Source organism: Pseudomonas entomophila L48 (genome assembly GCF_000026105.1).
GTDB classification, from domain to species: domain Bacteria; phylum Pseudomonadota; class Gammaproteobacteria; order Pseudomonadales; family Pseudomonadaceae; genus Aquipseudomonas; species Aquipseudomonas entomophila.
On the sequence record NC_008027.1, the window covers coordinates 1,924,309 to 1,945,309 of the forward strand.

The following is a 21,001-nucleotide window of genomic DNA, read 5'->3' on the forward strand; positions in this document are numbered from 1 at the left end:
GGCTCCTACAGGGGGTGGTTCGGCTGCAGTAGCACGCCTTGTTGATCGAGCCACTGTTCGAAGCATTCGAAGGTGGCGATGGCGGCATCGACCGATTGGGTCTGGGTGGCAGCGCTCGCCTCGGCCAGCCGTTGCAGGAATGCCCGCCAGTTCGCGCCTGTCGCGGGGCCATACACATCGAGGAAGGCGCCGCCGCTGTCAGCGTCGATGCCCAGGCGTTCGGCCATGGCGCGCTTGAGCACCTGGCCGCCGAGGGTGGAGCCTTCGAGTACGTACATCACGCCCAAGGCGCTGGCCGTGCTGTCGATGCCGGGCAGGGCATGGCAGCGGGGCAGGGTGCCGATGGAATGGGGCGTGTGGTTCAAGGCGCGCAGGTCACGGGCCAGGGCCGGGGCCTTGCGTCGCTCAAGCGGCTGGTAGCCGGCCAGCGCGGCATCCAGTGGCGCGTGGAAGCCATGGTAGGCCTCTACCAGGCGCCGGTAGGCCGGCAGGTCGAAGCCTTCACTGAAGAACGGCAGGCGCTGTTCCAGGCCTTTGTGGCAAGCGCGGGTGCCTTCGCGCAGGGCGTGCAGCAGGGGGCTGGCGGTTTCGGGCATCGTTGCGTTTCTGGCCGGGGAGGTAGCCGTGATACTGCCAGAAACCCGTGGCCGGTCACCACTGCGGCCGCGCTTGTACTCTGCCGCGTATCTGCAATCATGGCGCCTCTCGAGACGAGCTGACTCAAGGACGCAGCATGGGACGTGCGACAAGATGGAACTGGTTGGCCCTGGCGCTGTTGCCGGGCCTGGTGATGGCAGCCCCTGAACAGGTGCCGCTGTACCGCGAGATCAAGGATTGGGCGGTGGGCTGCGACAACACCCGCGCTTGCACGGCCTTGCTGGCGATCGATGATGAACTGATGACCGGGCTGCACACCATCGTGCGCCGCGAGGCGGGGCCCAAGGGCAAACTCGAGCTGACCCTGCGCGTGGGGCCGACCTATGTGGACCAGCTGTTGCTCGATGGCCAGCCACTGTCGGCCGGATGGCAGCATATTCAGCGTCAGTACGATTACGACCTGCGCCTTGAAGGCGATGGGGCACTGACGTTGCTGCGTCAGCTGCGCAATGGCGCACAACTGAGCGCGCTCACCGAGGATGGCGAGCTGATCGCCTCGTTGCAGGGGCTCAGTGGCGCGCTGTTGGTGATTGATGCCGTACAAGGCCGGGTCGGACATACCGACGCGTTGGTGCGGGTGGGGGATGCGCCCGCCGCCAGCGTGCCTGACGCACCGCCCGTGGCGCGTTTACCGCGTTACAGCGCGGTGCCTGCACTGGATGATAACCATCGCCAGGAAATGGGCGACGCGGTGCTGCGCTGGGCGACCGAGCAGGGGGTGATGGAGGATAGCCGCTACAACAACCTGGAGCTGCATCCGCTGGATGAAGCTCATGCCTTGGGGATCCTGAGCACCGGATGCAGTGGGGAATTCTGCGCCAACTACCTGTACCGGGTTTCACGCAGTGCGCCCTACCAAGTCAGCGAGTTGAGCGTCGAGGCACCGGTCCCGCTGCTGGCGCCCAACCTGAGTGGCTTCATGGCTTTCGACGCCCTCACCGGCCAGCTGTATGCCACCGACAAGAGCCTGCTCGAACGCGGCTGTGGCCTGGTGCAGCACTGGCGCTATGACGGAATGGTCATGCGCCCGGAGCGGGTGGCCAGGATGGACCGTTGCGGGTATGTGAAACCGGAATTCTGGCCGGTGCTGTGGCGAGCCGAGGGCTAGCCCCGAATCAGAACGCCAGCTTGTAGCCGATCAGCAGCAGCATGGTCGCCAGGCACGGCCGCAGCACGCGGTCGGAGATGCGCCCGGTCAGGTGGCTGCCCAGGTAAATGCCGGGCAGCGACCCCAGCAGCAGGTAGCCCAGCAGCGACCAGTCCATGTTGCCCATGCCGGCGTGGCCCAGGCCGGCGACCAGGGTCAGCGGCACGGCATGGGCGATCTCGGTGCCGACCAGGCGGCGGGTGACCAGGAACGGGTAGAGCAGGAACAGTGCAACGGTGCCCAGGGCGCCGGCACCGATGGAGGTGAGGGTGACCATCACCCCCAGCACCACGCCGGTGATCACGGTGAGGATGTTCAGGCTACGGTCGCTGAGGTGGTAGTGGTCGCCGGTGTGCTTGCTGGCGAAGGCCTGCAGGCGCGACTTGAACAGGATCGCCAGGGCGGTGAGGATCAGCACCACGGCCAGGCCTTGCTTGATGATGGCGTTCAGCGCCGTGGTGTCGGTGTGCAGGGTGCTGAGGAACCACAGGGTGAGGGCGGCGGCGGGCACGCTGCCCAGGCTCAGCCAGCCGGTGATCTTCCAGTCGATGTTCTTGTTGCGCCCGTGCACCCAGACGCCACTGGCCTTGGTGATGGCGGCATAGAGCAGGTCGGTGCCCACGGCGGTGGCCGGGTTGATGCCGAACCACAGCAGGATCGGGGTCATCAGCGAACCGCCGCCAACGCCGGTCATGCCGACGATGAAGCCCACTACCAGCCCGGCAATGGTGAAACCGAAAGAACCTACATCCATACGCTACTCGACTGCCCAGCTTGCCCGTGATCGGATGCTTGCCAGCATATAGATTTTTTTATAGCCAAATAGACTTGTTCGTTATTAGGTTATAACTGCCGGCCTTTTCAATAAGGCCGACGGGCGTGTTGCCATGTCGATGAGTTCGAATGCTTATCCCGGCATGTTTCATCCAACCCTGAAAGGAGTGTTCCATGAGCAATGACATCCAGCGTTTCCCCAGCAGCCTGCCGTTTCCGTTTTCCCGTGCGGTGAAGGCTGGGGGGTTCCTGTTTCTCTCGGGGCAGATTCCGCTGAATGCGGCCGGCGAGGTGGTCAAGGGCGATATTCAGGAACAGACCCGCGCTGCCTGCGAGCGGATCGGCGAGAGCCTGGCAGCCTGTGGGGCGCGCTTCGACCAGGTGGTGAAGTGCACCGTGTGGCTGTCGGACATGAGCCACTTCGCGGGTTTCAACGAGGTGTACAAGGCGTTCTTCGGCGCGGCGCTGCCGGTGCGCTCCACGGTGGCTTCGGCGTTGGCGCTGGGGGTGGATGTGGAGATCGAGGTGCAGGCCTTCGTCGGGCAGGAATGACAGCGTCGCCGTCGTAGGCGGTCGGGGGATGGGCTGGTGCGGTGGGGTAGGGGAGATTGCGGTGGCCTGAGCGGCCGGTTCGCCGGCAAGCCGGCTCCTACGGTGTTTTGCGTAACGCCCGTAGGAGCCGGCTTGCCGGCGAAGAGCACGACTTAGATACGGAAGCTGCCTACCAGCTGCTTCAGGCGCCCGGCCTGCTGGCTCAGGGCGTCGCAGTGGCGCAGGGTCTCGTTGAGGTTTTCCACGCCTTGCTGGTTGAGGGCGTTGATCTGGGTGATGTCCAGGTTCAGGCTCTCGACTACGGCGGTCTGCTCTTCGGTGGCGGTGGCCACCGACTGGTTCATGCCGTCGATTTCACCGATGCGCTGGGTGACGCTGGCCAGGCGCTCGCCGGCCTGGTTGGCCACCTGCACGGTCTGCTCGCTCGATACCTGGCTGGTGTTCATGGTGTGCACCGCTTCACGCGAGCCCACTTGCAGGCTGGTGATCATGCGGTGGATCTCTTCGGCCGACTCCTGGGTGCGGTGGGCCAGGTTGCGCACTTCGTCGGCGACTACCGCGAAGCCACGGCCGGCTTCACCGGCACGGGCGGCCTCGATGGCGGCGTTGAGCGCCAGCAGGTTGGTCTGCTGGGAGATGCCCTTGATCACGTCGAGAATCTTGCCGATCTCGTCGGTGCTGGCGTTGAGGGTCTCGATCTGCTCGCAGGACTCGCTGATGCGCTGGGACAGCGCGGTCATGGCGCTGATGGCCTCTTCGACCACTTCGCGACCACCGTTGGCCTGCTCGCTGGCGCCACTGGCGTGCTGCGAGGCGTCGGCGGCGTTGCGAGCGATTTCCTGGGTGGCGGCGCCCAGCTCGTTGATTGCCGCGGCGACGCTGTTGGTGCGCATGCTCTGCTCTTCGGAGCCGGTCAGCGAGGCATTGGAGGCGCCCACGACTTTCTCCGACAGGTCATGCACCAGGCGGGTGGCCGACGACACTTCGCTGATCGAGGCGTGGATACGCTCGACGAAACGGTTGAACGAGGTGGCCAGCTCGCCGAACTCGTCCTTCTGCTCCACGACCAGGCGGCGGGTCAGGTCGCCTTCGCCTTCGGCGATGTCCTGCATGGCGCGGCCCATGGTGGTCAGTGGGCGCATCAGCACTGGGATCAGCAGGCCCAGCAGGCCGGCGATGACGGCCACGGCGATGAGCATGGCGATGATGGCCGAGGTGCGGAACTGGCTGAGTGGGGCGTAGGCCTTCTCTTTGTCGATCGACAGGCCGATGTACCACTGCGCCGACGGCAGGCCTTCGACCGGGGCGAAGGAGATGATGCGGTCCTTGCCGTCGAGGCTGACTTCCTGGATGCCGGGTTCGACACGCAGCGGCGAGCCCGGGTAGATGTCCTTCAGGTTCTTCATCACCCGCTCTTTGTTCGGGCTGACGATGACCTGGCCGTTGCGGTCGACCAGGAAGGCGTGGCCGATGCCGCCGAAGTCCACGGCGTTGATGATGTCGACCAGGGTGTTCAGGCTCAGGTCGCCGCCGACCACGCCGATCAGCTCACCGCTGGACTTGGCCTTGACCGGCATGGCGATGGTCACCACCAGGCCACCCACCGCGGCCTGGTAGGGCGGGGTCAGCATGGTCTGGTTGGCGGCCACGGCCTGGGTGTACCAGGGGCGCTGGCGCGGGTCGTAGCCGTCAGGCATCTTGGCGTCGGGGCGCTGGGTGAACAGGCCGGTGCTCTGGCCGAAGTAGGTGAACTGGAAGTTGCTGGTGTACGACGGTTGGTCGACCAGGCCCGGTATGTTGTTGCCGGCGCCTTGCTGGGCGATGTCCTGGGCAAGGTTTTCCAGCACCAGGATGCGCCCGCTCATCCAGTTCTGCACGCTGCTGGCGGTCTGCAGGCCGGCCTGGCGGACCGAGGCCTCGATGTTCTGGCGGATGGTGTTGCGTTGCAGGTAGTCGTTGTAGAGCGTGAACAATGCAAATGCCAGGACGACGACGCCGCAGGCACTGAGCAGGATCTTGTGGCGGAATTTCAGGTTCATGTTTCGAGACCTTGATTCAGTGAAGGGAGGGCGCCGCATGCTTGTGGCACGAGTGACGGGGCCTGTTTTCACGCTATCGGCCGTTTGCGCAAAATGTTGAAAGACTAAATGTCGCAGTGCTTGGCAGAAACGCCATTAGCCGATGACAAATCATTTCGAGGCCAGCAGGCCCACCAGCGTCCTGGCCGCTTGTCCGAGGGGTTGTTGCTTGAGCCAGAAGGCATGCACCGGCAGTTCCAGGGCGTTGTGGGTGTTGCGAAAGTCCAGGCGCACCAGGCGCCCGGCACTGATCAGCGGTGCCACCCGCGACAGCGGCAGGTCACCCCAGCCGAGCCCGGCCTCGACCATCTGCAAGGCCAGGTCGAAGCTGTCGGTGCGCCAGTGCGAGGTGCCGATCAGCGAGCGTGGGTCCACCAACGGCAGGTCGCGGCTGCGCACCAGGATCTGGCGCAGGTTGACCAGGTCCTCAAGGTCGCGGATGCGGCCTTCGAGGTAGGCCGGGTGGCGGGGTGACAAGGTGGCCACCAGCGACTCCATGGCGATGTACTGGAAGCTGCGGCGCGGGTCGACCTGCAGCCCGGCGAAGGCCAGGCACAGGTTGACCCGGCCGCTGTCGAGCAGGTGCAGGGCTTCTTCCTGGGGCGCGGCCAGCAGTTCGATGTCGAGCAAGGGATGGCGCGCCCCCAGCTGGGCAATGGCGCTGAGCAGTGGCTGCTGGTCGATATCCGGTACCACGGCGATGGCCAAACTGCTTTCCAGGCCTCGGGACAACTCCAGGGCGTGGACCTCCAGCAGCCCCAGTTGCTCGGCGATCAGCCGGGCGTGGGGTTCCAGGGCCAAGGCCTGGGCAGTGGGGCGGGCTTCGCGCGGGCCACGGTCGAACAGGGCGTAGCCCAGCTCCGCCTCGAGGTTGCCGATGGCCATGCTCACTGCCGACGGTACTCGCCCCAATGCCCGGGCGGCAGCGGAAAACGAGCCGCGATCCAGTACGGAGAGGAACAGCTGGATGGTGTCGCTGGAGAAATTCACGGGTACCCCTGGCGTGTTTTGGTATCAGTGAATCTGATGGCTGCTGACTTTTTCTGTCAAGTTTATTGACGCATCCTTGCCCGCCTTCGACGTACCCGCAATCAAGGTAATCCCGTGCAAGGACTCAAACGCAAACTGGTCTACGTGACCTTCTACGAACTCATCGGCCTGTGCATGTCGACCCTGGGCCTGGCCTACCTGTCCGACACCCAGGCCTCGCACACTGGCCCGCTGGCCGTGATGATCACCACCATCGCCATGGTTTGGAACCTCATCTACAACAGCCTGTTCGAGTGGTGGGAGAGCCGCCAGGCCAAGCGCGGGCGCAGCCTGGCGCGGCGGGTGGCGCATGCCATCGGCTTCCAGCTGACCCTGGTGGTGTACCTGATCCCGCTGATCGCCTGGTGGCTGGACATGACCTTGCTGGAGGCGTTGCTGGTGGACATGGCGTTCATCATCCTGGTGCCGTGCTACACCTTCGTCTACAACTGGGCGTTCGACCGCATCTTCGGCCTGCCGACCTCGGCCATGGCACCGGCCTGAGCTTGACGATCGGATCTGTAGGAGCGGCTTTAGCCGCGATGCAGGCACCGCGGTGTGTGGCACCCGCTTTGCGGGTGATCGCGGCTGAAGCCGCTCCTACAGGAACTCGTTGCTTCAATTCGGCAGGCGAATCAGCAAAGGCTCCTGCGACCGACTCTCGAGCAAACTGTCCTCCACCTGCCCCGACAGGTAGTACACCCCCGCCATGGCCCCACTCTGGCGGTTCTCCATCAACTCCTGCCATTCCTCGTTCAGCGCCACATTGAGGATCACCCGCAACTGCTCGACCATCTGTGGTTGCTCGCGGTCATGGGTGATGAGGCCGTAGCCGGCCGCCGCCACCGAAATCAAGGCACCCGCCGCCTTGCCCACCGCCGCGGCGATGGCGCTGGCGGCCCCGCGCGGGGCGAGCGTGGCGCCCAGCTTCTCGCTGGCCCGGGTGGCCACCGACGACAGGCCGGCCTCGGTCTGCCCGGGTGGCTTGGCCGCCAACTGGTGCAACTGTTGGCGCAAGGACTGCCAAGCCGGTTGCTGGTCCAGCGACTTGGCCCGGAGCAATTGGTAAAGCGTGGCATTGCGTGCCTCCGGCGGCCCCAGGGCGATGGCCTGGATATGGTTCAGGCGCTGGCTGAATTGCTCGGGCGGGGCGTTGTAGCGCTGGATGATCTCGGGCAGTTGCTGACCGAGCAGTTGCACGTACAGCTCGCTGGCGCGGTCGCGGATGATCTCGGGGTTGATCTGTTCGGCCACCGGCTCGATCACGCGGTCGTGGTATTGCTCCTGCAGGTACAGGGCCAGGCGCTTTTCCGGTGGCTCAGTGCCGCTGTTCATCTTGTACCAGGCCACCTTGAGGGTGAGCCATTGCTGGGTCCAGTAGCCGGTGAACCAGGGGATGAAGTCGTTCTCGGTGCGTTGCTGCACCTGTTCTTTCCACACCCGCATGGAGCGCCGGGCATAGTCGTTGGCCGAGCCTGCGGCGGCGGCCGAGGCCTCGATGATGTCCTGGTCGATGCGCTGCCAGACGGCGGGGGGGAGGTTTTGTGGTGGGGGTGGGGCAGGTGGGCGTTTACCGGCGCAGCCGGCGAGGGCCAGCAGGAGGCAGAGCGGGAATGCCACGAGGAGGGATTTCACGTGGATTGCCTCCTTGGTAAGAGGCCGCGGATGATTTATCCGAAGTATAGGTTGGGCCTGAGGGCCCCATCGCGGGTAAACCCGCTCCTACAGGTACTGCGCCATACCCGCGATGGGCCGCGAAGCGGCCCCCTTTGCAGGTTTGATAGGCATGTCAGCCTCCTAGTTTCAGATGCAGCAACGGATAGGGATCACCCTGCCCATCCACCTCGGACCGTCCGGTTTGGACGAATCCTTGTTTCAGGTAGAACCCTACTGCCTGCGGGTTCTGCTCATTGACGTCCACCTCTCGCACACCAAGCTTATCGATCACATTGGCCAGCAACGCCTTGCCGATGCCCTTGCCGCGGCAGGTCGGATCGATGAACAGCATTTCCAGTTTGCCGTCGTGCACGCCAGCGAACCCTTGGATGCGTCCCTGGTTGTCACGCCAGGCGCGCAGCTCGACGAAACCCAGGTATTGCTCCCGTACCAGCGGGCGCAGGTGCTCTATATAGCCTTCGGGCAGGAAGTCGTGGGTGGCTCGTACCGAGGCTTCCCAAAGCTCGGCGAGGCGATCGTAGTGTTCCGTGCCGATCGGCACGATGCTGTGGTCCATGTTGTCTCCAGATGAAAAGTGCCTCGGGGTGTTGGCACATTCGCGCGGCATGGTACTGGCCTGAAAGGCCGCTGCGCTATGCTCGCATCCCGGTCCTTCACTCTGGAGACACGCGTGGCAGCCATCCCAGTTCCCCAAGCCGATGCCCTGCTGCTGGTGGATGTGCAATGCGCGTTCATGCAGGGCCAGGACGCCGTACCTGATCACCTGGCCCTGCAGGTCAGCATCGCGCGCCTGTTGGCCCGTGCACGCGCGGCCGGCGTACCGGTGATCTTCCTGCAGAACGACGGTGCCCCGGGTACGCCGGATGCCCCGCACAGCGACGGTTGGCCGCTGTACTTCCCGCCAGTGCGAGGCGAGCACGTGCTGTTCAAGACCGAGGATGATGGGTTCGTCGAAACCCGGCTGGAAACGCTGTTGCGAGACCTTGGCGTCCAACACCTGGCCCTGTGCGGCCTGCTGTCGGAGATGTGCCTGGCAGCCACTGCCCGTGCCGCGTTGCAACGTGGCTTCGATGTGCTGCTACCCCACAATGGCCACGCCACCTATGACGTGCCGCCCGGCCCGGGCGGGTCTCCGGGTGTGCCCGCGGCCCTGGCGGCGCGGGCGGCGGAATGGTCGCTCGGCGACGAGGTGGTGATCCTGCCGGACGTCGACGCCGTGGTTTTCTTGTAGGAGCCAGCTTGCTGGCGAACCTCTCGGCACGTTGCCATTCGCCAGCAAGCTGGCTCCTACAGGTGAGGGTGTCACTCCAGGTCGAGCTTGGCTTCGAGGCGGTCAAGGTGTTCGTGCATCAGGGCCAGCGCGACCTCACCGTCGCCGCTTTCGACCGCATCGATGATCGCCGCGTGCTCCTGCCAGGCGCAATGCTCGCAGCAGGGCGACTCGTAGCGGGCGATGATCAGCGAGGTCATCGGCACCAGGCCATTGAGAAAGCGCGCCAGCGGTGCGTTGGCGGCCATCTGTGCCAGCTTCAGGTGGAACTCGCCACCCAAGCGGATCGCCGTGCAGCGCTGGCCTTGCTCGTGGTGCTGGCGTTCGCGCTCCACCAACTGGCGCAACTGGCGGATCTGCGCCGGCCGGGCACGCTGGGTGGCCAGGCCGATCAGCGTGGTTTCGGCCAGGCGTCGGGCGCTGAGCACCTGGCGCGCCTGCTGCGGATCGGGTGCCGCCAGTTGCGCGGTGTGGCTGGGGCGCTGCACGATCACCTGCTGGTCGGACAGGCGCCCGAGCACCCGGCGGATCACCGTGCGGCTGACCCCGAAAGCATTGCCCAGCGCCTGCTCGGGCAGCGCGGTGCCCGGTGGCAGGCGCTGTTCGAGGATGGCGTCGAACAGCCGTGGGTAGATCTGCTCCGCCGAAAGACGGGTTTCACCCACGCCGAGCAGGGCGGGCAGGCGGGGGGCGGCTTGGGCGCAAGCGGTCATGGTCGCTCTCCTTCTTTGTTTCAGGTGCCCGGCTGGTCGTCCGGAATGTTCAGGGCGATGCCCATGCGCTTGCCTTCGGCGAGAATGTGCTGGCGCATCTGCTGGCTGGCCTTGGCGCTGTTGCGCTCGCGGATGGCCCGCACCACGGCCTCGTTCTCGTTCAGGCGCGCGGCCAGGTGTTCGGGCGAGTTGCGCAGCATGTCGGCGCTTTGCTTGAGTGCGTTGCCGGTCTGCTGCACCACGCTCTGGAAAATCGGGTTGGTGGTCAGGGCGAACAGCGCCTCGTGGAAGGCGATGTAGGCGTTGATGCCCGCCTCGCTGTCGTCGGCGTCGAGGGCCTCGCGCATGTCCATCAGGGTCAGGCGCAACTGGCCGATGTCCTGGCTGCCCGCCGACTGCGCAACCAGCCCGGCGATGAAGGGTTCGAGGGTGTAGCGCAGTTCGAGCACGTCGGCCAGGCTGGCGGCGGCGATGGCCTCTGGTTCCTGGGCCTGGGCGCTGTCGGCGTCCAGCACCAGCACACCCTTGCCGGGCATCGAACGCACCAGCCCCAGGGTTTCCAGCACGGTCACCGCTTCGCGCAGGCTCGGGCGGCTGATGCCCAGTTGTTCGGCCAGCTCGCGCTGGCCGGGCAGCATGTCACCGCTGCGCCACTGGCCACGGGCCAGGGCCTGGCGGAGTTTCTCCACCACTGAATTGACTACCGTCGACGAGCTGATCACGTTTCGCTCCTTGGTTGACGCTGCATCTTCGCGTCTGGCGGGCCGGCGCCGGGCGCCGGCCGCGCGTGGCTCAGAATTCCTGTTGATGGGGTTGGCCCTGCTTGCGGGTTATTGGCGCGAAGCCAGGTTTGTTGGCCAGTACATTGTGCGCACGCTCCAGGTCGATATCTTTCTCCCAGCGGGCGATGGCCACGGTGGCGACGCAGTTGCCGATCAGGTTGGTCAGTGCCCGGCCGATGCCCATGAACCAGTCCACCGCCAGCACCAGCACCAGGCCTACCACCGGGATCGCCGGCACGGCGGTCAGGGTGGCGGCGAGAATCACCAGGGCCGAGCCTGGGATGCCGTGGGCACCCTTGGAAGTCACCAGCGACACCAGCAGGATGGTCAGCAGGTCGGTCATCGCCAGCGGTGTGCCGGTGGCGTTGGCGATGAACACGATGGCCAGGGTGAGGTAGATGGAGAAGCCATCGAGGTTGAACGAATAACCGGTAGGGATCACCAGGCCCACGGTGGAGCTGCCGATGCCCAGGTGCTCGAGCTTGCGCATCACCTGGGGCAGCACGGCGTCGGACGAGGCGGTGCCGAGCACGATGGTCAGCTCTTCGCGCAGGTACTTGATGAACGGCAGCAGCTTGAGGCCGGAGATACGCATCACCGTGCCCAGCACGATCAGCACGAAACCGGCGCAGGTCAGGTAGAACAGCGCGACCAGGCCACCCAGGTGCTGCAGCGAACTCAGGCCATATTTGCTGGTGGTGAAGGCAATGGCGCCGAACACGCCGATGGGGGCCAGGCGCACGATCATGCCCATGATGCGGAACACCACGTGGCTCAGTTCGTTGATCAGCCGCGAGATGCCCGAGGCCGATTCTCCGACCAGGTTCAGCGCGCTGCCGAACAGCACCGAGAACAGCAGCACCTGGAGGATGTTGTTGTCGGCGAAGGCACCCACCACCGAAGTGGGGATCAGGTCCATCAGGAACGAGGCCGTGCCGTGGATGTGCTGGCCGCGCTCGGCGAGGGCGCCGGCATCGGCGCTGGAGAGCTGGTCCAGGTGGATGTTGGCGCCGCTGCCAATGCCGCTGCTGAAGGCGAATACCAGGCCGATCACCAGTGCCAGGGTGGTCAGCACTTCGAAGTAGATCACCGATTTCAGGCCGATGCGCCCGACCTTCTTCAGGTCGCCAGCACCGGAAATGCCGCTGACCACCACGCAGAACACGATCAGGCCGATGAGCATCTTGATCAGCTTGATGAAGCCGTCACCCAGGGGTTTGAGTTGCAGGGAGAGGTCGGGGAAGCTCAGGCCGCAGACGATGCCGAGGGCAAGGCCGAGCACTACCTGGAGGAAGATCGAACGCGAACACCATTTGAGCATGGGAGGAGTCTCTGGTCGGTGTCCTTGCCCCCCAGCCACACGGAGCGAAAGAGTGCAGGACTTAATTATTGTGGTCTTACCGGTTTGTTCACTGCGAGGGCCATGAAACGCCGAAAATTTGGACATTGCAAGGCTTTTTGGACTGACCGGTCTGACCAGTTGTGGTGCGTCGACGGAGAACCTGCTCTAGCGTGGTGCGCGGAGGGATTTCAGGGTTTGGACAGGGCCTGATCGACGGCGGCGATCAGCTTGCCAAGGTCCTTGGGCGGGGCGTTGTGGACAACGCTGAACAGGTAGGCGCGTTGCTCTTCTTCGTCGTCGGGCTCGGCGAAAAAGACCTTGGGTTTCACCCCCAGCGCTTCGGCGAAGTTCATCAGTGCCTCGATGCTGGGGGTGTACGTGCCGGTTTCGAAGCGGCTTATGGTCTTGGGGTCGAAGCCGGTGCGTTCGCCCAGTTGCGCCTGCGTGAGGCTCGCCAGCTTGCGGTAGCGGCGCAGGGCAGGGCCGAGGCCTGTTCTGGTCATCGCTTAATTCCCATTTAGAATCAAGCACTTAACGATATCTGTCGCGGTAGCGCAACGCCATGATCCATCACCTTTATTTGCAAAGTGTGATGGAATTCGTAGAATTCGCCGCTTTGATTGGTCAGCCATTCAAGCAATTGTCCGAGGTGATCCGGCCATCCGCCGGCTTGCGTGCGCCTGTTGTGGAACATTGGAACTGATCCGGGATGAACGGTTCCGGCGCCCCTGGCTTGCGGCCAGGTCACTCGTCGGACCGCCTATGAAGGGAGTCTCATCGTGCGTCTGAACCTGCCGGTCAATCCGGTCGAGCAAAGCTTTCCCGAGCATCAGCGGCTCATCTCGGCGACCGACACCGCCAGCCTGATCACCTACTGCAATGCCGAATTCGCCGCCATCAGCGGCTACAGCCAGGATGAGCTGATCGGCAGCCCGCACAACCTGGTGCGCCACCCGGACATGCCCGAGGCAGTGTTCGAGCTGATGTGGCAGTACCTCAAGGCGGGCCGCAGCTGGATGGGCATCGTCAAGAACCGCTGCCGCAACGGCAACTTCTACTGGGTGAACGCCTATGTCACGCCGATCCTGGAACAGGGCCGGGTGGTCGGCTACGAGTCGGTGCGTGTGCGCCCCACCCGCGAGCAGATTGCCCGGGCCGAAGCGTTGTACGCACGGTTGCGCGCCGGCAAGGGCGCGCTGTCGTCAGCACGGCGCATGGCGCTGCTGGCACGTGGCATGACTGTGCCGTTGCTTGGCGGCGCGCTGGCCATCGGCGCCAATCAGCTATGGCCAGGCCTGGTGGCTCAAGGCCTGACCCTGGCACTGTTCGCCGGTGTCGGGGCCTGGGCGCAAAGCCGAATCGGTCGTCACCTGCGGCGTATCGCGCAGGGCGCGGGCAACACCTTTAGCGATCCGGTCGCGGCGCTGACCTACAGTGACCTGCCGGGCGCCGCCGGCCAGCTGGAGCTCATCCTGATCAGCGAGGAGGCACGGCTGAAGACCGCGCTCACCCGCCTCAGCGACCTGGCCGCGCAAATGGCCGAGGCGGCCCTGGACGCCGGGCGGTTGTCCCGTGGCACCGAGTCGGCCTTGCTCGAACAGCGCGCCGAGACCGACCTGACTGCCACCGCCATGACCGAGATGGCCGCCTCCATCGGCGAGGTCGCCGGCCATGTGCAGCTGACGGCGCAGGAGGCACACACCGCGCACCTGTTGGCCGAGCAGGGCAGCCAGGTCGCCGATGCCAGCGGTGCGGCGATCCGCGACCTGGCCGGCACGGTCGGGCAGATCAACCAGGCGGTCAACGACCTGGCCGGTCAGACCGGTGATATCGCCGAGGCCGCCGGCATGATCCGCGCCATCGCCGAGCAGACCAACCTGCTGGCGCTCAACGCCGCGATCGAGGCGGCGCGGGCTGGCGAACAGGGGCGCGGTTTCGCCGTGGTCGCCGACGAGGTACGCGCGCTGGCCGACAAGACCCGCCAGTCCACCTTGCATATCCAGGCGATCATCGACAGCCTGCGCAGCGGCGCCGGGCAGGCGGTGAGCATCGCCAGCCAGGGGCTCGAAGGCGCGGAGCAGGGGGTCACCCAGGTGGCCCAGGCGCAGCAGGCGCTGCAGGGCATTCGCCAGGCGGTGCTGCGTATCAGCGACATGAGCCAGCAAATGGCCGCCGCATCCCAGGAGCAGTCGGCGGTGGCCGAGGATGTCTCGCGGCAGATCAACGGTGTGGCCGGCACGGTGCAGCAGAGTGCCCGCCGGGCCAACGCCGCCGCTTCACGCGGTACCGAGCTCGAGCAGGTCTGTGCCGGGTTGCGCGCCCTGGTGGAGCGCTTCAACCGCTAGGGCGGACTATTTATGGATGATATCTATCGCGCGGCCGTGGATGCGGCCGCGATCTTTTCCGAGACTGACCTGCAAGGGCGCATTACCTACGTCAATCAGCAGTTCTGCAGCATCTCCGGCTACAGCCGCGAGGAGCTGCTGGGGGCCAACCACCGCATTCTCAACTCCGGGCTGCACGAGCCGGCGTTCTTCCTCGACATGTGGAATGCCCTGGCGGGCGGTCGGGTATGGAAAGGCGAGATATGCAACCGTGCCAAGGATGGTTCGTTGTATTGGGTGGACAGTACCATGGTGCCGCTGGTCGACCCGCATACCGGTCAGGTGCGCAAGTATGTGTCGATCCGCTTCGACGTGACTGAGAAGCGTCAGTTGTTGCACACCTTGCAGTGGCGTGTGGGCCACGATGTGCTGACCGGGCTGCCCAACCGCGCCTACCTGTCCGACCTGCTGAACCAGGCCCTGGCGTTCTCGCGCCGCGAACACATTCCGTTGGCGGTGTGCATGCTCGACCTGGATGGCTTCAAGGCGGTCAACGATGGCTACGGCCACGCCACTGGCGACTTGCTGCTGGTGGAGGTGGCGCAGCGCCTGCAGGGCATCCTGCGCGGTGGCGACGCGGTGGCGCGGCTGTCGGGTGACGAGTTCGTGTTGATCCTGCGCCACATCGAAGGCCCCCGCCAGTTGCATGCCGCGTTGCAGAGGGTGCTTCTGGCACTGGCGGCGCCCTACGTGGTTCGCGATCACGTCCTGACCCTCAGCGCGAGCATCGGCGTGACCCTGTTCCCCCAGGATGACGAGGATGCCGACACCCTGGTGCGCCATGCCGACCAGGCCATGTACGTGGCCAAGCAGCGCGGGCGCAATCGCTATCACCTGTTCGACGTTTCGCAGGAGCTGGAACTGAAGGCCACCCACCAGACCGTGGCACAAGTGCGCCAGGCCATGCGCGAGGGCGAGTTGTGCCTGTACTACCAGCCAAAGGTGAACATGCGCAGCGGGCAGGTGATCGGTTTCGAGGCGTTGTTACGCTGGATGCATCCTTCGAAGGGGCCGGTGCCGCCGGGCGAGTTCCTGCCGTTGGTGGAGCAGACCGACCTGATCGTCGAGTTGGGCGAGTGGGTCATCGACCAGGCCCTGACGCAACTGGGGCAATGGCAGCGGGACCAGCGGGGCTGGTCGCTGAGTGTCAACATCGCCGCGCGCCAATTGCAGCGTGGCGACTTCTCCGAGCGCCTGGCGCAATTGCTCGGGCGCCATCCGGGCGTGGACCCGGCGCAACTGGACCTGGAGATCGTCGAATCGGTGGCCATCGACAACCTGGCTCGGGTCGGCCATTGCCTGGATGCCTGCCGGGCGCTGGGTGTGCGCTTCTCGCTGGACGACTTCGGCACCGGCTACTCGTCGCTGAGTTACCTCAAGCGCCTGCCGGCGCAGACTATCAAGATCGACAAGTCGTTCGTGCGCGACATCCTGCAGGACCACGACGACCTGGCCCTCACCGCTGCCGTGATCGGCCTGGCGCGGGCGTTTGGCCGTGAAGTGATCGCCGAAGGGGTGGAGACGGTCGAGCACGGTCGGATGTTGATGGGATTGGGCTGTGAACTGGCCCAGGGCTACGGTATCGCCCGGCCCATGCCGGCGGACGAGGTGCCCGGCTGGGTGGTCGATTACCATCAGCCTCCGGAGTGGCGGGTGGGCTGAAGCGGAGGGGCAAGCCGCCCCTCCAGGCCTGTTCCCGTCAGGTTGGCGACTCTCCTGCCTGGACATGGGCATTGACCAATGTGTTGGTCAGCGTTTCCAGCAGCGCTGTCTCGGTGTCTTGTCGCGCTCGCAGCAGCACGCCACCGACCCGCTCAAGCAGGGTGGGGGCATGGTGGGCGAAGCGGGCCGCGGTCAAATCGTACCTTTGCGTGATACCGTGCCTGCGCCAGGCCAAACCCGGGACGTCTGTCATTTCACGTTGCAGGGCGTTGATGAAGCCGTCAGGCACGGGCGGGCCGGTGTAGTTGCCTTCGAGCCCGCCTGCGCTGCCCAAGGCGTCGAAGTATTCCGAGGCGCCTTCCCACGTGCGCGCGAGGGATTCGAAGTCCTGTGGTGAAAGGCGCCGCAGCCAGGCCTGCCAGAAGGGCTGCGCCACGGCCCACTGGCCCAGGCGTGGGGCATCGAAATCCCCTTCTACCCCTGCGGCGAGCCGCTGCAGTGTCGCTTCGCTCAGGCGTGCCAGATAGGCGAAGCGGATTTCGCCGGGTTGCGCCGGCAGGCGCAGGCGTCCACGCAATTGCATGCGTGCGTGCAGGGCGATCTCCAGTTCATCGAGCAGGTAATCAGGTTCGGTCAACGCGCTATCCGCGATATCGTCATCCGGATGGCGAGGCGGCGCGGCCTGGCGTTGCAGGTCGTCCGTCGCCTGCGCCAGAAAGCGGCGGCGGGCCACGCGGGCCTGGTACAGGTCGGCCACCCGTGCATCCAGAAGGCGCTGGCGATACAGGCTGCCCGCCGCCTCCACGGCGACGGCCTCGTCGGTCATGCCAGGCATGGCGTGGTTGACCGCCTGCCACACCTGGACATCGGTTTCGACCTGCTGGAACAGCAGGCTGGCCTGGTCGACGCATTGTTGCCCGGCGTCCCTGAGCAGGTCGTCGATCTGCTGTTGCAGTTGTGCCCGTCCCCAGCTGGAGGCCTGCATGGTTTCCAGGTCGCCGGCCAGGACGCGGACCACCTGTTGCATGCGGTTACGCATGGCATCGGCGCTGCGCTGGTAGTCGGCACTGTACATGAGGCGGTCGAACAGCTCGTACAGCGCTTGCCATTGTGGATCCTCCGCTGTGTCGGAGAGGTGGATCTGCAGCTCCGCCGGCCAGCCGCTCGACCACTCGATGGGCCCACGGCCAGGCGCGGTGGTTTGCAGGCCTGCGTCCTCCAGGCGTAGGCGCGCCGCTTCGCTGAACGGGTTGTCGTTGAGCGAGTAGGCGATGTCCGGGACATCGTCCCGAACCGAGCGGGCAAAGGCGCTGTCGCGCAGGTCGGGAGCCTCGGTCAGGGTATTGTTGCTCAGGTCGAACTGACGCAGGGCCAGGGGGCGTTGGTTCATCAGCGCCGTCAGGCCCTCGGGCCATTGGCTGATACCGGTGCTTTCCAGGTCCAACTGCTGCAGCGCGCTCCAGCCAGTCACATCGGGCGCGAGTGACAATGGGTTTTCCTGCAGCAACAGTGCTTCAAGGTGACTGAGCCTTGCCAACGCCGCCCTGCCAGCTTCATCCAGCACGATGGCGTTGTGGCCCAGACTGATCCCCCGCAGTGCCGGCCAACGTTGCAGCACCTGGAAATGCTCGGCACCAAGCGCCAGCTCGTTCGAGTCCGCCTGGAACCAGCTTAGTGCCGGTAGCCGAGCCAGTCCCTCCAGTGCCGAGATCGAGAGGTCCTGCACGCCTTCGGTGAGATTGAGCCGGCGCAGGTGTGGCATCTGGCCAATCACGGCCAGGCTGCCTGTATCGTCCAGGTCGATGTTGTTCTCCGACAGGTCGAGTGATTGCAGCTCGTTGAGATCGGCCAGGGTGGCGGGCAGGCGATTGAGGGCGTTTTGTGCCAGGTCCAGATGACGCACGCCGGGGAATGCCCTGAGCAAAGGCTCCAGGCCCACGGCGTGCGGATCGCTCAGGCCATTGATGGCAAGCTGGCGCACATGGGGCAACCTCACCGGGATCCTGGGCAGGGAGTCCAGTTGATGCACCTCCATCAGCAAACTCACGTGATCGATGCTGCTGGAAGGGTCTCCCGTGGGCTCCCGGCGCCAGGCGCTGCGCAGGCGCTGGGCCAGGGCCTGGCGGGCGGTGCGCCGTTGCTCCAGCCCAGCGACGCTCACGCCTTCGGGGTCGTGCACCCAGCGTTGCAGTTCGAAGTCGAGCAGTCGGTAATCGGCGCGCATCCGCGTCAGCAGGCGACCAAATGCGCCGGGTTGGTCTCCGGCCTGGTAGCGCAGGCGCAGGCGCAGCATTTCCCGGTCATCGGTGGGCGTGGGCGGGAACAGCTGGTTGAACAGATCATCGTCGCTCACCCAGCCCCGGGCACCACCGCTCAGGCGATAACCGAGCCGGCGCTCGCCAGGGAGGAGGGACGGTAGGCGGTATAGGGGACGCACCGGCGCCATGCCAAGATCGGACGCGGCCCGGCGACGGTCGCCGGCAGCCTGTTCGAACAGTTTGTCGCGCAGGTTCCCGGCCTCGCCTATCCGTACCCCCAGGGCGTCGCGCTCACTGTCTGGCAGTGCCTGGAGCAGAGCGCGGAACAGGTCGCTGTCACCCGCCAGCTCAAGACCGTGCTCGTCGTAGGCGGTATATCCGCGGCTTGTGCGCGCCAACACCTTGGCAGGTTGCCCGGGTTTGCCGGCGGCGGCCTGCAGTGGCCCGCCCAGGCGTGCTTCGCGGATTTCGATTCGTACCTCGCCGGTCCAGCCGGGCAGACGTTGCAGCGCGCCCAGCGCCAGCGCATCGCGGTCAGCCGCGCTGCCCGATGTCTGGTGAAAGCGGGCCAGCGCTTTGCTGATGCGGCTCTCTCGTACGTACAGGCGGGCGCTTTCGGCCATGCGAAGTGGCAGCCGGCCGGTACGTTGCAGTTGGTTCAGGTCGCGTGGGGCCGCCTGGGTGAGGATTTCCGCTCGGACCGGGCGGCTGAGGGTGGGGAACACACGGGTGATGGCGTTCGCCAGCGCGGGCTCGGGCGTGGCGCCGCTCACTGAGTGGGCGCCGAGCGCCTCCAGGGTGTCGATGAGGAGCGCGGGTAGCGGGTGGTGGTTCGCCAGCGTCTGGCGCAGCCTGTTGGCGTCGTAGCCGCTGGCGATCAGCGCGCGGTCCAGCGCGGCGGGTTCGAGGCCGGCACCAAGAGGGCCGAGGTGGCGCAGCAACTTGTCCTGTGGCCAGGCCAGCGGGCGATCCTGTTCGAGCAGCCAACGGCCCTGGCCGTCCCCCAGCAGGCTGGGCCGGTGGCGATGCCCTTCGGCGGCAGCCAGGTGCAAGGTGCCGCCATCGGCCTGCTCCAGCGGCAGCGCCAATGCATCCCGTTCCAGCCACTGCTGTCCCTGCCAGTCGTATAGCCCCTTGCTGCCGACAGTGTGTCCCTCGGGCCAGGGGCGTGCCCGGGCGAATGGCGCCAGCCCGCCATGCCACAGACGTTCCTGGCCGGGGCTGCCCACTTGGTGCCAGCCCTGCAGGACATCCACCGGCTCACTGAAGCGCGCTGCGGTGCCGAGGGCGGCGAACTGCACCAAGTTCTCGAAGACATCGAACAGCTGGTGGATGGCTGCGTCGGCATCACCTTCATTGGCGCTGTGCACGCCCTCGAGGAATTCATCGACCAGTTGCGCACCGCCGACCACCAGCATCAGCTCGCCCAGGCCTGGCAGGAAAAAGCCCGCCACATTGAGTACTGTAAGGCCGACCCCCAGCCAGCCCTCGATGCGCGCCAGCTGCGCCAGTGCATCGCGCTGCGCGGTCGGCACCACCAGTGACGCTGCGTCCTGCAGGCGTCGCTCGACCTGGGTGCGGGCGCGTTCGACAAAGGCATCCTTGGCCCATGGGGTGACGGTGAAACGCAGCCGTGCATTCTTGTCGAGGGTTTCCTGCCAGATATCCTTGGGCGAGGGAAACGCACGCTTGATCCAGCTGAAGGTCTCGTGCTTTTCCAGCACCGGTGGGCTGGGCTGCATCTGGGCATACGGGTAGCGTGGATAAAGGATGGCGCGGAGCTGCGCGGCAAAGCGCGGCTGGCTGGCCAAGTCGACATAACGGGTGAAGAACTGCCGTTCCCGAGCCTTCCACAACCGCTCGGTGAGCGCCGCGACCGCTGCCGGCTGGGAGTCGTACTGGCGCAGGGGGCTGCTGGGATGGCCGGGCAGGTAAAGCAGGCAGATATCGACCTTTCGGGACGGGTCGAGGTGGATCAGCATCGGACCGTTCAAGGGGATGCCGAACAGGCTGAGGAAGCTGCAGTGCAGTTCGCGCCGTGCCGCGTCGTCCATGCCGGACACTACCGTTTCGCCAAGCGAGGCACCCAGTGTTTTCACTCGGCCCTGCAGATGGGCCAGGCTCAGGGCCGCGGCGAACGCGGCGTGGTCATGCTGGCGCAACTGCTCGCGAAAGGCGTCCGTGTCGATCTGGTCGGCCAGGTGGTCCCGGTAGCGTTGGCCCAGGTCGAGGTTGCGCACGCCTTTGACGAAGGTGTCGACATCCACGGTGGAGCGCTGGGTGGCACCGGCAGCGTCAAGCAGGGTCGGCCGGGCGCCGCTGTCGAAGTTCTGCAGCGCCGCCTCCAGCCAGGAATGGTCGTTGTCGCTCTGCAGCACCCGTCCCTGGTCGACCGCAGGCAGCGTGGTATCCGCAAACCAGTCGCCCAGGGCCTGTTCTAGCAAGGGGCGGCAGAAGGCCTCGATATCCTCGAGCGGCGCCAGCGTCTCGGCTACCCGACGACTGGCGGCGTGGCTGCGGCGAATGCGTCGTTCAAGGGTTTGCCGCTGGGGCGTCGATGTCTGCGTCAACCAGGTGGGCAGGCGCTGGTGAATGAAGGCAAGGTGGGGGGAAAGCGGGGAGTGGGTCATCGCTGCTGTTTCATGTAGTACAGGAGCAGCGAGCCTAGCGGTGCGC

General features: G+C 65.6%; 17 protein-coding genes and 2 pseudogenes. 7 read left to right on the forward strand and 12 right to left on the reverse strand.

Features of this window, described 5'->3' with window-relative positions; genetic code table 11:
* Positions 1–5: 5 nt before the first annotated feature.
* Positions 6–596 carry a biliverdin-producing heme oxygenase gene (locus PSEEN_RS08540; protein WP_011533085.1) on the reverse strand — a complete coding sequence of 197 codons (591 nt, stop codon included), beginning with the start codon at positions 594–596 and terminating at the stop codon, positions 6–8.
* Positions 597–733: 137 nt separating this feature from the next.
* Here PSEEN_RS08540 and PSEEN_RS08545 point away from each other — a divergent pair, with 137 nt between their 5' ends.
* Positions 734–1,765, forward strand: a complete 1,032-nt coding sequence (locus tag PSEEN_RS08545) for a DUF1176 domain-containing protein (protein ID WP_011533086.1) — start codon at positions 734–736, stop codon at positions 1,763–1,765.
* A 7-nt stretch (positions 1,766–1,772) separates the two neighbouring features.
* Here the strand turns inward: PSEEN_RS08545 and PSEEN_RS08550 are convergent, their stop codons facing one another.
* A complete protein-coding gene (locus PSEEN_RS08550) occupies positions 1,773–2,558 on the reverse strand; it encodes a sulfite exporter TauE/SafE family protein (protein WP_011533087.1) in 786 nt (261 codons plus the stop codon).
* 194 nt (positions 2,559–2,752) lie between these two features.
* On the opposite strand from PSEEN_RS08550, the gene PSEEN_RS08555 reads away from it, so the two are divergent.
* The gene (locus PSEEN_RS08555; protein ID WP_011533088.1) at positions 2,753–3,130 is read left to right on the forward strand and encodes a RidA family protein; all 378 of its coding nucleotides are present in this window, start codon (positions 2,753–2,755) and stop codon (positions 3,128–3,130) included.
* A 152-nt stretch (positions 3,131–3,282) separates the two neighbouring features.
* Here the strand turns inward: PSEEN_RS08555 and PSEEN_RS27260 are convergent, their stop codons facing one another.
* From PSEEN_RS27260 to PSEEN_RS08565, 3 genes and pseudogenes are all read right to left on the reverse strand, one after another.
* Positions 3,283–4,023 carry a methyl-accepting chemotaxis protein gene (locus PSEEN_RS27260; protein WP_420806624.1) on the reverse strand — a complete coding sequence of 247 codons (741 nt, stop codon included), beginning with the start codon at positions 4,021–4,023 and terminating at the stop codon, positions 3,283–3,285.
* A gap of 114 nt (positions 4,024–4,137) precedes the next feature.
* Positions 4,138–5,208 (reverse strand): annotated as a pseudogene (locus tag PSEEN_RS27265) (HAMP domain-containing protein); the annotation flags it as partial.
* A 111-nt stretch (positions 5,209–5,319) separates the two neighbouring features.
* The gene (locus PSEEN_RS08565) at positions 5,320–6,198 is read right to left on the reverse strand and encodes a LysR family transcriptional regulator (protein WP_011533090.1); all 879 of its coding nucleotides are present in this window, start codon (positions 6,196–6,198) and stop codon (positions 5,320–5,322) included.
* 114 nt (positions 6,199–6,312) lie between these two features.
* Between PSEEN_RS08565 and PSEEN_RS08570 the strand changes: the two genes are divergently transcribed.
* Positions 6,313–6,741, forward strand: coding sequence for a PACE efflux transporter (locus PSEEN_RS08570; RefSeq protein WP_011533091.1), 429 nt, complete (start codon positions 6,313–6,315; stop codon positions 6,739–6,741).
* A gap of 114 nt (positions 6,742–6,855) precedes the next feature.
* Here the strand turns inward: PSEEN_RS08570 and PSEEN_RS08575 are convergent, their stop codons facing one another.
* Together PSEEN_RS08575 and PSEEN_RS08580 are read right to left on the reverse strand one after the other, a co-directional pair.
* A complete protein-coding gene (locus PSEEN_RS08575; RefSeq protein ID WP_011533092.1) occupies positions 6,856–7,872 on the reverse strand; it encodes a hypothetical protein in 1,017 nt (338 codons plus the stop codon).
* A gap of 154 nt (positions 7,873–8,026) precedes the next feature.
* Complete coding sequence (locus PSEEN_RS08580; protein WP_011533093.1) at positions 8,027–8,470, reverse strand: GNAT family N-acetyltransferase; 444 nt, start codon at positions 8,468–8,470, stop codon at positions 8,027–8,029.
* Positions 8,471–8,584: 114 nt separating this feature from the next.
* Between PSEEN_RS08580 and PSEEN_RS08585 the strand changes: the two genes are divergently transcribed.
* Entirely contained in the window at positions 8,585–9,145 is a 561-nt protein-coding gene (locus PSEEN_RS08585) for an isochorismatase family protein (protein WP_011533094.1), read from the forward strand.
* Between the two features lie 71 nt (positions 9,146–9,216).
* Here PSEEN_RS08585 and PSEEN_RS08590 read toward each other — a convergent pair whose 3' ends face one another.
* From PSEEN_RS08590 to PSEEN_RS08605, 4 genes are all read right to left on the reverse strand, one after another.
* On the reverse strand, positions 9,217–9,897 hold the full coding sequence (locus tag PSEEN_RS08590) for a GntR family transcriptional regulator (protein WP_011533095.1): 681 nt from the start codon (positions 9,895–9,897) through the stop codon (positions 9,217–9,219).
* A 20-nt stretch (positions 9,898–9,917) separates the two neighbouring features.
* Positions 9,918–10,619: a FadR/GntR family transcriptional regulator gene (locus PSEEN_RS08595; protein ID WP_011533096.1), complete on the reverse strand. Its 702-nt coding sequence runs from the start codon at positions 10,617–10,619 to the stop codon at positions 9,918–9,920.
* Positions 10,620–10,689: 70 nt separating this feature from the next.
* On the reverse strand, positions 10,690–12,000 hold the full coding sequence (locus tag PSEEN_RS08600) for a C4-dicarboxylate transporter DctA (protein WP_011533097.1): 1,311 nt from the start codon (positions 11,998–12,000) through the stop codon (positions 10,690–10,692).
* A gap of 209 nt (positions 12,001–12,209) precedes the next feature.
* Positions 12,210–12,524: a helix-turn-helix domain-containing protein gene (locus PSEEN_RS08605; protein ID WP_011533098.1), complete on the reverse strand. Its 315-nt coding sequence runs from the start codon at positions 12,522–12,524 to the stop codon at positions 12,210–12,212.
* Between the two features lie 276 nt (positions 12,525–12,800).
* On the opposite strand from PSEEN_RS08605, the pseudogene PSEEN_RS27270 reads away from it, so the two are divergent.
* The 3 genes and pseudogenes from PSEEN_RS27270 to PSEEN_RS08615 form a co-directional block, all read left to right on the forward strand.
* A pseudogene (locus tag PSEEN_RS27270) lies at positions 12,801–13,082 on the forward strand (PAS domain-containing protein); the annotation flags it as partial.
* A 174-nt stretch (positions 13,083–13,256) separates the two neighbouring features.
* Entirely contained in the window at positions 13,257–14,366 is a 1,110-nt protein-coding gene (locus tag PSEEN_RS08610) for a methyl-accepting chemotaxis protein (protein WP_420806625.1), read from the forward strand.
* Between the two features lie 12 nt (positions 14,367–14,378).
* Positions 14,379–16,067: a putative bifunctional diguanylate cyclase/phosphodiesterase gene (locus PSEEN_RS08615; protein WP_011533100.1), complete on the forward strand. Its 1,689-nt coding sequence runs from the start codon at positions 14,379–14,381 to the stop codon at positions 16,065–16,067.
* Positions 16,068–16,104: 37 nt separating this feature from the next.
* Here PSEEN_RS08615 and PSEEN_RS08620 read toward each other — a convergent pair whose 3' ends face one another.
* A complete protein-coding gene (locus PSEEN_RS08620; protein WP_011533101.1) occupies positions 16,105–20,955 on the reverse strand; it encodes a dermonecrotic toxin domain-containing protein in 4,851 nt (1,616 codons plus the stop codon).
* Between the last annotated feature and the right edge of the window lie 46 nt (positions 20,956–21,001).